The 13,911-nt window shown below is 54.3% G+C and carries 8 protein-coding genes, 1 pseudogene and 1 CRISPR repeat array; of the genes and pseudogenes, 5 read left to right on the top strand and 4 right to left on the bottom strand.

Annotation, left to right across the window (positions count from 1 at the left end; all coding sequences use genetic code 11):
- Positions 1-243 precede the first annotated feature (243 nt).
- From CV944_RS15165 to CV944_RS15150, 4 genes are all read right to left on the bottom strand, one after another.
- Positions 244-873, bottom strand: a complete 630-nt coding sequence (locus tag CV944_RS15165) for an ABC transporter permease (RefSeq protein ID WP_100664478.1) — start codon at positions 871-873, stop codon at positions 244-246.
- Between the two features lie 224 nt (positions 874-1,097).
- Positions 1,098-2,225, bottom strand: a complete 1,128-nt coding sequence (locus tag CV944_RS15160; RefSeq protein WP_100664477.1) for a betaine/proline/choline family ABC transporter ATP-binding protein — start codon at positions 2,223-2,225, stop codon at positions 1,098-1,100.
- A 16-nt stretch (positions 2,226-2,241) separates the two neighbouring features.
- Entirely contained in the window at positions 2,242-3,144 is a 903-nt protein-coding gene (locus CV944_RS15155) for a glycine betaine ABC transporter substrate-binding protein (protein WP_100664479.1), read from the bottom strand.
- Between the two features lie 470 nt (positions 3,145-3,614).
- Complete coding sequence (locus CV944_RS15150; RefSeq protein ID WP_047817721.1) at positions 3,615-4,052, bottom strand: coiled-coil protein; 438 nt, start codon at positions 4,050-4,052, stop codon at positions 3,615-3,617.
- A gap of 144 nt (positions 4,053-4,196) precedes the next feature.
- Here CV944_RS15150 and CV944_RS15145 point away from each other — a divergent pair, with 144 nt between their 5' ends.
- The 5 genes and pseudogenes from CV944_RS15145 to CV944_RS15125 all read left to right on the top strand — a co-directional run.
- Entirely contained in the window at positions 4,197-5,687 is a 1,491-nt protein-coding gene (locus CV944_RS15145; RefSeq protein ID WP_100664476.1) for a TIGR02677 family protein, read from the top strand.
- A gap of 2 nt (positions 5,688-5,689) precedes the next feature.
- Positions 5,690-6,886 carry a TIGR02678 family protein gene (locus tag CV944_RS15140; RefSeq protein ID WP_042382644.1) on the top strand — a complete coding sequence of 399 codons (1,197 nt, stop codon included), beginning with the start codon at positions 5,690-5,692 and terminating at the stop codon, positions 6,884-6,886.
- The gene (locus CV944_RS15135) at positions 6,846-10,967 is read left to right on the top strand and encodes a TIGR02680 family protein (RefSeq protein WP_100664475.1); all 4,122 of its coding nucleotides are present in this window, start codon (positions 6,846-6,848) and stop codon (positions 10,965-10,967) included. The genes CV944_RS15140 and CV944_RS15135 overlap by 41 nt, the downstream gene beginning before the upstream one ends.
- A complete protein-coding gene (locus CV944_RS15130; RefSeq protein WP_100664474.1) occupies positions 10,964-12,184 on the top strand; it encodes a TIGR02679 family protein in 1,221 nt (406 codons plus the stop codon). Before CV944_RS15135 ends, CV944_RS15130 begins: the two co-directional genes overlap by 4 nt.
- A gap of 49 nt (positions 12,185-12,233) precedes the next feature.
- Positions 12,234-12,560 (top strand): annotated as a pseudogene (locus CV944_RS15125) (DUF4351 domain-containing protein); the annotation flags it as partial.
- Positions 12,561-12,666: 106 nt separating this feature from the next.
- Positions 12,667-13,777: a CRISPR direct-repeat array (repeat unit 36 nt; unit sequence GTCATAGTTCCCCTGAGATTATCGCTGTGGTATAAT).
- Positions 13,778-13,911 lie beyond the last annotated feature (134 nt).

The following is a 13,911-nucleotide window of genomic DNA, read 5'->3' as shown; positions in this document are numbered from 1 at the left end:
CGTAAAGGGTTCTTGTGTGTGGCTTACCGTTCAGCGAACACACACAAGTCGCTTGAAGCCCCCACCTCTAAGCGAAGCGTAGGTGGTGGGTAGTTCACTGGGACATCGTCTTACGGTTCCAGATTGGCTTGGTACGCGTACCATCATGTTTACTAATCGATGCCGGCTCGTTTCCTCCAGGCAGGCAAGCTGGGAACATGGCTTCCTCAAGGTTTGTGTTTTCATGTTGGGGCCAATGGCCCGTCACAACCCTTTCGGCGTCACTTTCTTTTCGACTTTGCGCAGCAGCCAGTCAAAGGCAATCGCTAAGATCGCCGCAGGAATGGCCCCGGCTAAAATCAAGTTTTTATCGGCGATGCGCAAGCCGCGGTCGATCAAGTCGCCAAGACCGCCGGCGCCGATGAAGGTCGCCAAGGCGGCGACGCCGATCGTCAGCACCGTCGCCGTGCGCACGCCAGCCATAATGACGGGAAGCGAGAGAGGAAGCTCCACCATCCATAAAATTTGCCGCGATGTCATCCCCATCCCTCGGCCAGCGTCCACCAGCGCCGGGTCGACGCCGAGAATCCCAGTGTACGTGTTGCGCAAAATCGGAAGCAAGGCGTACAGCGTCAACGCGATGATCGCCGGCAGTTTGCCGATGCCGAAAATCAGAAGCATAAACCCAAGCAAGGCCAGGCTCGGAATCGTCTGAATGATGGCGGCCACGCCGATGATCGGCTCGGCAAGTTTGCGATACCGCGTCAATACGACGCCAAGCGGCACGGCGATGACGATCGCAATGCCCATGGCGATAGCGGATAAGAGCACATGCTCTTGAAAGGCGATCCAAATATCATTCTTTCGTTCGATCAACGTCTGCAATAATTCCATTGTATCCCTCCTTGGCGGAAAAAGCGGCAGCGGATGGCTGCTGCTTCGTCGTGAGAAGTTCAGATAAAAACGGTCATCCCTTTTTATTCGCAAGCAGAACGAATTCCGTTGACAAACCGCTCGAGGCCATTTTTCCTTTTCAACATGAGGCATGTTGTTCAAGCGAGGCGATTGCGGCATCGAGTTTTCCGGCTGTGATTTGCCTGCGCATGTTCCGTTGCCCGTTATGCGTGCTGCTGGAACGTCCACTCAGCGAGTGCGCGCATCATGCTCGAGCGCGTAATCCCCCCGATAAGACGGTCGCCATCGAGCACCGGAATGATGCGCACATCCGGATCTTGGAACAGAGCGGCGACGTTCGTGACGTCCGCTTCTTTCGCCAACGTCGTCACATCGTAATCGGCGATGTCGGCGACTAACAAATGCTCTTCCCGATAGCGCTCCTCGATTTGTTTCAACGTCACGATGCCGAGAAACGATTGCTTTTTATCGACCACAATCAAACTGTCGACTTTTTTCGCTTTCATCAATCGGAACGCTTCCGCTAAACCGCGGCGCGGCGAGATCGTCGCGACATCAACCGACATTAAATCTTCCGCCGTCGGCACGGCCGTCTGGCGGGTCCGCAGCCGGTCTTCGCCGATAAACTCGCGGACGAACGAGTTCGCCGGCCGCCGAAGCATTTGGTCGGGCGTCGCAAATTGGACGATTTCCCCGTCCTTCATCAAGGCGATCCGATCGGCGATTTTAATCGCTTCGTCCATATCGTGGGTGACAAAGACAATCGTTTTCTGAATCTCTTCTTGCAGGCGGACGATGTCATCTTGCAGCTGTTCGCGGCTGATCGGGTCAAGAGCGCTGAACGGCTCATCCATCAAAATAATATCCGGTTCAGCCGCCAAGGCGCGGACGACGCCGACGCGCTGCTGCTGGCCGCCGCTGAGCTCTGACGGGTAGCGGTGCTTGAACGTCGCTGGATCCAATCCGACGAGCTCGAGCAATTCGTCGACCCGTTTTTCATAGGCGTGTTTTTCCCACTTTTTTAGTTTCGGCACAAGTGCGATGTTTTCTGCGATCGTCATATGTGGAAACAAGCCGATTTGCTGGATGACGTAGCCGATGTTGCGCCGCAGCTCAACCGGGTCGAGCTCAGAAATGTCTTGCCCGTCGATGTACACTTTGCCCGATGTCGGCTCGATCAGGCGGTTGATCATCCGCATTGTCGTCGTTTTCCCGCAGCCGCTCGGCCCGATCAAGGCGACCAGCTCGCCTTTGCGGATTTCAAGATTCATATTTTTTAAGGCGACAAAGCCGTCCTCATACTGTTTCGTGACGTTTTCAAATCGAATCATCCAAATTCCTCGCTTTCTAGTCGATCAGTCCTTCCGATTTCAAAAAGTTGATTGCCACCTCACGCGGCTGTTTTCTTTCCAAGTTCACTTGGCCGTTTAGTTCCATCATTTTTTCATCGGTCAAAATGTTGGCCAACTTGTTCAGTTTCTCCTCAAGCCCGGGATTGGCATCGAGCACTTCCTGGCGGATGATCGGCACGGCGTGGTATGGCGGGAAGTAGTTCTTATCATCTTTTAGCACGACCAAATCATATTTTTTGATTCTTGCATCAGTCGTATAGGCGGTGATGACGTCAATCTCCCCGTTTTTCGCCGCTTCGTATTGCAGGTCTGGATCGATCGTCACTTTTTTCTTGAACTGAAATCCGTACGCATCGACAAGCCCATCATAGCCGTCGCTTCGCTCAAAAAACTCGGCGTCCGACCCGAAGGTGAGGGAGGACGAGTGTTTGGCCAAATCGGAGTACGTTTTTACCCCGAGCTTTTCCGCCAAGTCTCTGCGCATGGCCAAGGCGTAGGTGTTGTTAAATCCGAGTGGTTTGAGCCAAGCGATGTTGTATTTTTTCTTATATAATTTCTTCGTTTCATTGTAGATTTGTTCGGGCGTCTTTTTAGGATCGTACGGCTGTTTTAAAATGTTTAAGTATCCCGTTCCGGTGTACTCAACGTACATGTCGACATCGCCATTTTCAATGGCTTGCTGCAACATAAACGCGCCGCCTAGACTGTCCTTCACTTCCACATCCAAATCGGTGTTGGCCTTTACATATTCCGCCAACAAATGCGTCAAAATCACCTGCTCGGTAAACTTCTTCCCGCTAATGACGATTTTCCCTTTCGCATCACTCGTTTCGCTGCAGGCCGCTAACCCAAACACAAGCCCGACAGCGAGCAAAGATCGAATCCATTTTCGCAACACAATTCCTCCTTTTTCGGCTGTTGTCATACAAATGAACGGGGATAAAAAAAGCAGCAAAAGGACGCGGAGGGGATGAAAAAGCGTCACAAACAAAGGATACCGCAATTTGGGTGCAACTGGCAAATTTGGTATCAGCCGATATGTTTGCCTCTCGCCTGCTCTCGCGGTGATGATGGCCCTCTCCTCCTTGATCCTAAAAAATGCTCCGGAATGCTGGCGAATCCTCCTAGATGCTCCGAATTCGAGATGTTTGCATAAGCCTCGTGTTCATCCATCGATGCGCCAGCCAGGCATGACCCGCGCCGTTCATCGAGAGTGCGGGGTGATGCTACCACTTGCCGCGAGAAGGCCGGCGCCTTGGCAAATGGTCAAGGTGAAGGCTAATCGATAAACACTCGAACAAAAAAGGCAGCTCACGGCTGCCTAGTGAAAAGGGAATAGGTGTTGAACATTTCTCTGTGGGGAACGTGTTACGCATAAACAAGGCGATGAAGGGCGCTTTCCGTTTTGAAGACGCGGGCGTTTAAAACAGAGAGTCCCGCTTCATGTTCGGCGAGGGCAGGCAGCACTTTGTCTTCAAGGATGGATGTGATACGGGTGAGGTCGCCTTTCATATGGTGAAGGTCGTGCGCCATCGCCTCGTATTTGGCGGTCAGCACTTCTTGCCCATGGCGGAGCGCTTCAACGATCGCCTTCGTTTCGCTTGTGCGCTCATCCAGCAAGTCGATTCTCTGGGCAAGCGTGGCCGTCTGCTCTCTCAGTTGACCGACCTGGTGTTCAAGGTTGCTTGTCCGCTCATCGAGCTGGGCCACTTGCCCTTCCAAGGCGCCAACCCGCTGCTCGAGCGACTCGACCGCCGTGCGCGTCGCTTTCACTTCATGCAAAATTTCCCGCAGCAACGCTTCCATTCGTTTCACCTCCTTTTCCCCTCTATTTTACAAAAAACGCGCGCCGATGGCGAGAAAAAATAGGAAAACGGTTTTTGCTAGAAAAATAGCGGAGAAAATCGTTACAATAAACATAGGAAAAAACCGAAGCAAAGGTGGACGGAGATGGACGCCACGTGGTTGAAGCCCATTGTCGAAACAAAATATTTATCGACGGAAAATGCGCACCGCTACCGGGCGATTTTGCGCTATTTCTACATTCAGCACGAGCGGATGCGGCAATATTTGTTTCCGGAAGAAGTGTACGCCTTTTTAAAGCAGCACGAGGAGTTTGCCGATTACACAGAAGACGACTTGCAGCAAGACCTCGACCAGCTCGTGAAATGGAACAACTTGATCGCCCGTCAAGAGACGTCCCACGTGCGGACGATTGAAGAGTTTAAGAAAAAGCGATTCCGCTACCAATGCAGTCCGTACACGGTGGAGATCGAGCGGATGATCCGCACGCTTGAGCAGCTTGGGGATTCGTTCGGAGGATCGCTTGAGAAAACGCGGTTTGACCGCTTGTATGCTTCCCTTTCCCGCATCGAGGCGATCATCGCCTCCGGGTTTCAGGAACAGAGAGATGAAATGTACCAAGTATGGGAAGAGACGTTCGATTATTTCAAGAAAATCATCCAAAATTCCGCAGACTATATGGCCTATTTACATAGCGAAAACGTGGAAGAGCGGATGACGTCTGAGTCGTTTCTCGTCTATAAAGAGCAGTTTACCTCGTATTTGCGCGATTTTATCGTCGCCTTGCAAAAAACGTCGATGCAAATCGAACAATTGCTGGAAAACTTGCCGGAGGATGGGGTTCGGCAGTTCATCGGGCATGTCGTCGACTATGAGCGGTCGATTCCGCGCTTTGCCGATTCACTGCCGCCGCGTCCGATGCAGATTGAAGAAAAATGGGAGACGTGGCGCAGCTTGTGTGAATGGTTTTTAGGCCGCAACGGGCGCGAGAGCGAGCTTTTGTTTTTGCAATATCAGACGAATGAGGCGATTCGCCGCCTGACGCGCGTCGTGCAGCGGCTTGGCGAGCGGCATCATCATTTTCGCAGCCGCAAAGGCGACTACTTGCATTTGGCGCGGTGGTTTTCCCGTCTCGAATCGATTGAAGAGGCGCATTGTCTGTCGGCGGTCGTGTTCGGCTGTTTCCATACGAAACATCTCGTCGCTGACACGGAAGCGACCGACAACATATACCGCGATGTGTGGGACGAGCCGCCAGCTGAGTGGGTGACGAAGCCGCGCGTCCGCCATTATGGGGAAAAGAAAAAGCCGCAGGCGATGGAAGATAAAGAGCGGGAGAAAGAAGAAGCGCGTCTCCGCTATTTGGAAGAAAAAGCGCGCGAGGAAGCGGCGCTTAGGCAGCTTGTGACCGACGGGAAAATCGTGCTGGCTGACCTTCCCGAGGTGACTCCATATGTACGAAAAACGCTGCTCGGTTGGATCGCCAAGGCGATGGGGCGCGAGGGGCAAGCAATGAAGACGGAAAACGGGTGGGTGGTCAAGGTGGCGGCGAAAGAGGGGACGATTTGCCTTCGGGCGGAAGACGGGGAACTCGTAATGCCCAACTATGAAATCCACGTGCTGGCAGGAGGTGAATGAGCGTGGAGACGGCGTTTGACGACAAGGCGAAGGAAGCGCTCGCCGCGCTGTTTGAGCAGTTTTGGATCATTCGCGACCAAGAGCCGGATTTGTATCAGCTCATCCGCGAGCGTGAACATGTGTTGAAACGGTATGTGGAGGAGAAGTTTGGGTATCGACTCATCGTCCACCGCTATTTCGCCAAGCTCGAGAAAATTCCCGCCGATCCCGAGCCGTGGATGGGCATCGAGTCGTTTCAAGAGCCGCTTGACTATGCGTTGTTTTGCTGCTTGATGGCGTATTTGGAAGGCAAGGCGGTGGAGGACAAGTTTTTGCTTTCCGACGTGTGCGAAGAAATCCGCGCCATGTACCCAGGGGATTTGCCGGTCGATTGGACGAACTACGCGCATCGGCGCGCGCTCATCCGCGTGTTGAAAACGGCGGAACAAATCGGGCTCGTCCGCCGGATGGACGGGGAGATTGAAGCGTTCGCGCAACATGCGGAGGAAGAAGCGTTGTACGAAGTGCCCGTGCTCGCCCGCTATTTTATGCGTACGCATCCGAAAGATTTGCTTCGGTATGAATCGATTGAGGAGCTGATGGCCGAGGAGTGGAAAGCCTCGCCGCAAGATTATCGGCGCCATCGCCTGTATCGAAAGCTGTTTTTATCCCCGGCGGTGCACCGGACGGAAGGCGACGAGCAAGATTTTTACTACTTGCGCAACTTCCGCCATCGGCTGCGCGATGATATCGAAGCGCATACGCCGTTTCGGTACGAGTTGTACAAAAACGCCGCCATGTTGACGCTGCCTGAGCGGCAGGCGCCGTACACGACATTTCCCGACCAGAAAGGAACGTCGGAGATTATCCTTCATTTTTCTGCCTTGGTGCGCGAGCGGCTTCAGGACTATCCGCCGGATGAATACGGCCGCATTCGCTTGACGCCGGAACAGTTTTCCGCTTGGCTTGCCGATTGCCGCCGCCGTTACGGGGCGGGGTGGGGGAAAACGTACCGTGACATGTCGGCCGCCGAGCTCGTCCGCGAGGTGCTTGCGGCGCTTTGCGAATGGCGCATGGCTGATATAGAGCGCGACACAGGAATGATCGTTCTCTATCCGCTTCTCGGACGGGTGGCGGGACGGTATCCAGATGATTTTGACGCAAAAGAGGGGGAGGAACATGGCGAATCCATGGGTGCTTCATCGCGCGGGACTGATTAACTTTTGGTATTACGACGAGCAATACTTTCACTTCGCTGACGGCAAGCTGCTGTTGCGGGGGAGCAACGGGGCGGGCAAGTCGGTGACGATGCAAAGCTTGATCCCGGTGCTGCTTGACGGCAAGAAGACGCCCGACCGCCTCGATCCGTTCGGCTCGCGGGCGCGGCGGATGGAAGACTACTTGCTTGGAGAAAAAGATGTCGTCAACCGCGACGAGCGGACGGGGTATTTGTTTTTGGAATACAAACGAAAAGCATCCGACCAATACGTCACAACGGGCATCGGCCTGCGGGCAAAGCGGCAAAAAAGCCTCGACTTTTGGGGGTTTGTCATTTTCGACAACCGCCGCATCGGTCATCATCTTACCCTATATAAAAAAGAAAAAACAGGAGAGAAAATCCCGCTCACTAAACGCGAGCTCGCCGCAGCGCTCGGCGCGGGCGGGACGGTCGTCGACACGCAAAAAGAGTATATGGAGCTTGTGAATAAACATGTGTTTCGCTTTGAATCGCTTGAGTCGTTTCAAGAGCTCATCGAACTGCTCATTCAACTGCGCAGCCCGAAGCTGTCGAAAGACTTTAAGCCGACGGTCATTTATGAGATTTTGGAAAGCTCGCTGCCTCCGTTGACTGATGACGAGCTCCGCCATCTATCGGACACGATCGAAAACATGGACCAAGCCAAGCAGCAGCTTGAGCAGCTCGAGCGTGACGAGCGGGCGTTGAAGCGCCTTTGCGATCAATACCGCCTGTACAACGAATATATGATCGCCGAAAAAGCGGCAGAATACGTAAAAGCGGTCAAGCAGGCCGAACAGCTCGCCGCCGAGCAACAACGCCTGCACGATGAAGAAGAGCAGGCGCGAACGACGCTTGATGAGCTTGAGGAGTCCATCACCCGCCTTGGCCGCGAAGAAGACGTGCTGCGAGCGCGCGAAATCGATTTGGCCGGCCACGAAGTGTTCCAGCAGGCGGAGAAGTATGAACAGCTGAAAGCTGAACAGCAGCGCCTAGAGGAACGGCGGAAGCGTCACGAACAAACGATTGCGGAAAAAGAACGACAGGAACGTCAGCACCGCCGCCGCCTCGATGAAGCGGAAGCACGGTTGGACGACCTTGAGCGGAAGCTTGAAGACGAGATGGAGCAGCTGCGTATGGATGCCGACGAAGGATCCTTTTCCTTGCATGAAACGAACGAAGGCGACTTTCACCGCCATCGCCAAAAGGAGCAGGAGTTTTTGTTTGCCGCTTGGAAACAGGAAGCCGACCGCCATATCGAGCGGCTTGAAGGGCTGGCCCGCCTTTGGCGCAGGCATGACGAGGTGAAACAGCGCTATGAGGAAGCGAGCAGCGAAGCGGGCGAACGGCAGCGGGAAATGGACGAATGGCGCCATCAGCAGCGGAAATGGGAAGAGCTGCTCGAGCAGGAGAAAGAGCGGTTTGAACAAGCCGTGCTGGCTTGGATCGGGCAAGGAGACGTCGACATTTCCGAAGCGGATATTCAGTCGTTTTTGCAACAAATGGACGCCCTCTATGAGCAGTATTCGCTCGATGATCTGAAGCGCCCGTTCGTGCAAGCGTATTACGATGCCGTCGGGAAGAAAAAGGATGAGAAATGGCGGCTCGAGCATGACATCCGTCTGTTGGAAGAGAAACGGGCAGAACGTGAAGCCGAACTGCGCCGTTGGCGGGAACAACGCGACCCCGAGCCTGAACGGGATGAACAAACGACAGCCGCCCGGTTGGCGTTGGAGGAGAAAGGCATTCCGTTTGTCCCGCTTTATGCCGCGGTGGAATTTGTCGACGATGTGCCTGACGATGTGCGCGAGCGAATCGAATCGGCGCTTTCGCACGCGGGGCTGCTTGACGCCCTCATTACTGCTCGCGAGATCGACGTCGCCTGCGACCGTGTGCTCATTCCGAAACCGGTCCATATGGCGCACACGCTTGCTGATTATTTGCGCCCAGATGCCAATGCCCCTGTGTCAATGGAGCGGATTGACGAAGTGCTCCGAAGCATCGTCATCACCGATGCCGACCAAGAAGGCGGCATGACGATCGATGAAACGGGGCGCTATTCGCTCGGCCTTGTCCGCGGCCATGCACCGCGGGGATCGAAGGCGGCGTTCATTGGCCGTGCGGCGCGCGAGCGGTGGCGGCTTGAAAACATCGCGGCGCTGGAAGCGGAGATCGCCGCGATGGGGCAAGAGATCGACCGTCTGCGTGGGGCGCATGAGGACGTGGAAGCGGCCATTCAAGCGCTCGCCGACTGGTTGGCGTCCTTCCCGGCGGACCGCGACGTGCGCACCGCGTTTGACGAAGCGCAAGAAGCGCGCCGCCAAGCGGAAAGCAAAGAGCGGGAATGGAAGCGGCAAGAAGAAAAAGCGGCCCTCCTTGCGCGCGAATGGAAACAAATCAAACAGCAGCTTCGTGACGAATCGGCTGAGCTTGATTTAGCCTTCACCTTGGACGGCTGCGAACAAGCCATGCTCGCCATGAAATCGTACGTCCGCCATTTGCACGAACTCGAAGTGCTTTACCGCGAAACGCGCCATACCGAAGCCGTGATCGCTCAGCAGCGCGAGCAGCTTGCGGTGCTGGAAGCGGAGATCGACGAGGCGAAAGGCGAACGAAATCGACTTCGGGATGAAACCGAGCGGCTCGCCTTGCGAATCGCGGAGATGGAGCGGACGCTCGCACAAATGGGAGCGGATGACATTCGCGCCGAAATCGCCCGCATTCAAGAACGGTTGGCGTCTTTGCGCCGCGAAATTCCGCGCCTTGTCAACGAACGGGCGCGGACGGAACAGCAGCTCATGCGCCTGGCCGAAGAACGGGAAAAAGAGGCGCGGCGGGAAGCGTTCGCCCGCGAGCTCGCCGCGATGTGGGAAAAGTCGTTTGCCCGTGAAGCGGCGCTTGGGCTTGTGGATCTTGATCGTTCCCGCTCCCTCCTGGAGCAGGCGAAAGAAGCGAAACAACGGTACGAAGCAGTGTTAAAAGAGACGCGTTCCTCGCTTCTGGCGCGGCTGAACACCGTCTTTTTCCAAGAGTCGTCCAACTTGACCGAATATCGGGCATCCTTCGAGCCGCTGGAAGAACAAACGAAGCCCGAATGGACCGCCGCTGCCCCAGACGATGAGATGGCCATGAAAGCCGCGGACTGGCGGGAGAAACAAGAACGGCACGTCATTTACCTCGACTACAAAGGCGAGCGCGCCACGCCGTTTGCGGTGCTGGCGGAAGTGGAGCGCGACATCGTCTTGCAGCACGAGTATATGAAAGAACAAGACCGCGAGCTGTATGAGGACGTCATCTTAAAATCAGTCGGCCGCATTTTGCGCAGCCGCATTCAGCGCGCCGAACGGTGGGTGAATGATATGAATAAACTGATGGGCGGCCTCGACACATCATCAGGGCTTGTGCTGTCCATTCAATGGAAGCCGAAAACGGCGGAGACGGAAGCGGAGCTCGATACGAAAGAATTGGTGCGCCTGTTGCGGCTCGATCCGCGGCTGCTTAGAGAGGAAGATTTACAGCGAGTGACGAACCATTTCCGCTCGAAAATCGCCCGCGCCCGCGAATTGCTTGAAGAGCGCGGCCAAGGCAGCACGCTCCATCAAATCATTAAAGAAGTGCTCGACTATCGGAAATGGTTTTCCTTCACTTTGTACTATGAAAAAACAAACGAGCCGAAACGCGAGCTGACGAACCACCGCTTTTACCAATTCAGCGGTGGGGAAAAGGCGATGGCGATGTACATTCCGCTTTTCGCCGCGGCGTATTCGCGCTACCAAGAAGCGGGCGATGATGCCCCGTACATCATTTCGCTCGACGAGGCGTTCGCCGGCGTCGATGAAAACAACATCCGCAACCTGTTCGGACTTGTCGAACAGCTCGGCTTTAACTACATCATGAACTCGCAGGCGCTTTGGGGCGACTACGACACCGTGCCCGCGTTGTCCATTTGCGAACTCGTCCGCCCGCGCAATGCGTCGTTTGTGACCGTCATTCATTACCGTTGGAACGGCCGCGTCAAACAGCTGATGGTCAATGATAAAGAATGGGAGACGGTCGAGACGTGAGCACGGCCAAGGAGGCGGCTGCCTTTTTCCGCTCTGAACCGGGCTTCCGCCGTCTGTTTATCGAGATGAAGCACAAGTACGAGTCGCTCGGCCGCGTCGGCGGCGCGGTGTCTTTAGAGGCGTTCACCGATGAAGAGCGGGAGGCGGTGGCCGCCTTTTTCGGCAAAGACGTCTCCCGCGTCTCCCTTATCGCGTTTGAAAAACAGCTCGGACAGACGAGGTTTGCGGGCGTTGGGCTTGTCGAGCTGCTTGAACAGTACTTCGGCGCCCCGCTTGTCTCAAACAAAGAACGGCGCCAGGCGGAGGAAGAGGAACGGGATCGTTTTTTTGCGCGTCTGACCGAGGAGCATCATTGGGTTGAGTCGGTCCGCCCTCAGCGCTTCGTCCAAACGGCGTACGAAACCGACCGACGCAGCCTGGAGGAGGCCATCCGCCTTGTCAGCGCGGCTCTCGGCCGCCTCCCGCTCCCGTCATACATGCGCCTCCCGCTCTTTGCCCAGCAAGTGGCGGGCGACCCGCACGCGTTCGATTTGTCCACGCTACCGGGGAGATTGTTGCTTTCGGCGTTGCAAGCGACCGTGCCTGGGGACTGGGACATGGCATCTGTAGAGAGCGTCAACGAGTTGCTCCAGTCCGTCGGCTTGCTCCGTGAGGATATCCTGAACTTTGTCACATGCGCCAACATTCTTGCTGAAACCGAGGGCGGCCCGCATCCCGTCTTCTCCGCCGCCTCGGAGACGAACACGGCGCTGAACATGCCGCTTAGAGATGTGCTGTCGCTTGTCCGCGCCCGCCCTGCCCATGGGGGGACGGTGTACATTGTCGAAAACGCGGGCGTCTTTTCGACGCTGCTTGACACCCGCGCCCCGCTTGTCAGCACGAACGGGCAAATGAACTTGGCGACGATGAAGCTACTCGATCTTCTCGCCTCTTCAGGCGCCAAGCTGTATTACTCCGGCGACTTCGACCCAGAAGGATTGGCCATGGCAGAGCGGCTGCAGGAGCGGTATGGACAGGCCGTCACCCTTTGGCGCTTTTCCGTCGAGGATTATAGGGCCGCCAACCCTGTCGTCGACCTCACCCCCGAGCGCCTCGCCAAGCTCGCATCCGTAACGTCGACGCCGCTGCAGCCGCTGAAAGAGGAGATGGCGGAAACGAAAAAAGCGGGGTATCAAGAGGCAATTATCGGGAGGCTGACAGAGGATATCAACGGGTAGTCCATCCACGAGCCAGAGAAGGAGCCCGGAGCGATCGGGTCTCCTTCTCCAAAAGGAATTTTTGCGCATGCTCGTCCGCCTTGAGCTCGATGAGGCGAAACAGCGGCTGTTGTTCGGTTTTTTTGAAACGTATTTGCGGTTGTCCGAAGAGGAGGAAGTCAAACTGCGAAACGAGGTGAGCCAAATGGAAACGAAGGAAGCAAAGCGTGTGATGGAGCTCATCGTCTCATACGAACAGCGGGGGATGGAAAAGGGAATCCAACAAGGAATCGAACAGGGGTTAAAGCAAGGGATGAAGCAAGGACGCCAAGAAGGGATCGAGGAAGGGAAGCTCGATGTGGTGAAGAGAATGCTGGCGAAAGGGTACGATGATTGAAAGGATGAAGGGGTGAGACGGCCCTTCGCCGTCAAGCCCCACATTGTCGTCGACCTCCAATCGTGCAAAAACCCCGGGGGATCGACGACAATGGTTTTATGCGTTTGTCATAGTTCCCCTGAGATTATCGCTGTGGTATAATTCCAAGGGAAGCGGAATTTGTTATTCAAATGTCATAGTTCCCCTGAGATTATCGCTGTGGTATAATACGAGAAATTTCTTCTAATGTCATGCCCGAGTCATAGTTCCCCTGAGATTATCGCTGTGGTATAATCAAAATTAATTGCCAACTGTCCGCCTTCTTGTCATAGTTCCCCTGAGATTATCGCTGTGGTATAATACGAGAAATTTCTTCTAATGTCATGCCCGAGTCATAGTTCCCCTGAGATTATCGATAGTTCCCCTGAGATTATCGCTGTGGTATAATAGAAGTCGAGAAACAAACGAGTATAGCACGGTCATAGTTCCCCTGAGATTATCGCTGTGGTATAATTTTTCAATTATCATACCCTCATCCCTCCAGTCATAGTTCCCCTGAGATTATCGCTGTGGTATAATCAGGGGCAGAGCCGAAAAGTGTGCTGCCGAGTCATAGTTCCCCTGAGATTATCGCTGTGGTATAATACGCAGAAGTGTCTAGGATAGATTGGGATAGTCATAGTTCCCCTGAGATTATCGCTGTGGTATAATGGAAACTCATCAAGCTCAAGTATTGGACAAGTCATAGTTCCCCTGAGATTATCGCTGTGGTATAATCAAAATACGCAATCACCAAAGCAACGGCAGTCATAGTTCCCCTGAGATTATCGCTGTGGTATAATCGCTGATGATGACATCATAAGAAAATATCCGTCATAGTTCCCCTGAGATTATCGCTGTGGTATAATTCAAGCGACTTTTCCAAGTTCTTTCAGCGAGTCATAGTTCCCCTGAGATTATCGCTGTGGTATAATCTTCCTGTAGGAATCGAGCTTTATGGAGAAGTCATAGTTCCCCTGAGATTATCGCTGTGGTATAATCAGGCGCTTAAACAAGCGATTGACTATGTAGTCATAGTTCCCCTGAGATTATCGCTGTGGTATAATGGTACCCCAGCAGGAACCGCGACAATACCGGTCATAGTTCCCCTGAGATTATCGCTGTGGTATAATTCTAATGTTACTTTTTGCCCGCGAATTTAAGTCATAGTTCCCCTGAGATTATCGCTGTGGTATAATCCGAGACATTGCTTGCCGAGATCACCCAGGTCATAGTGTAAATTAGCACATTATTTCGGAACCCCTTTTTCAAATTATTTCAGACGGATTCCGAAATAATGTGCAAAATTTTTGTGAATTATTTCGGATTTTGC

It is taken from the genome of Geobacillus sp. WSUCF-018B (genome assembly GCF_002809985.1).
In the GTDB taxonomy this organism is placed as follows: domain Bacteria; phylum Bacillota; class Bacilli; order Bacillales; family Anoxybacillaceae; genus Geobacillus; species Geobacillus thermophilus.
Note: the sequence above shows the minus strand (reverse complement) of the source record. Positions and strands in the feature narration are given on the sequence as shown.

Bases quoted from the DNA above. Each gene is read 5' to 3' on its own strand.
- CV944_RS15165 (WP_100664478.1), bottom strand. From the start codon at position 873: ATGGAATTATTGCAGACGTTGATCGAACGAAAGAATGATATTTGGATC.
- CV944_RS15160 (WP_100664477.1), bottom strand. From the start codon at position 2,225: ATGATTCGATTTGAAAACGTCACGAAACAGTATGAGGACGGCTTTGTC.
- CV944_RS15150 (WP_047817721.1), bottom strand. From the start codon at position 4,052: ATGGAAGCGTTGCTGCGGGAAATTTTGCATGAAGTGAAAGCGACGCGC.
- CV944_RS15145 (WP_100664476.1), top strand. From the start codon at position 4,197: ATGGACGCCACGTGGTTGAAGCCCATTGTCGAAACAAAATATTTATCG.
- CV944_RS15135 (WP_100664475.1), top strand. From the start codon at position 6,846: ATGGCGAATCCATGGGTGCTTCATCGCGCGGGACTGATTAACTTTTGG.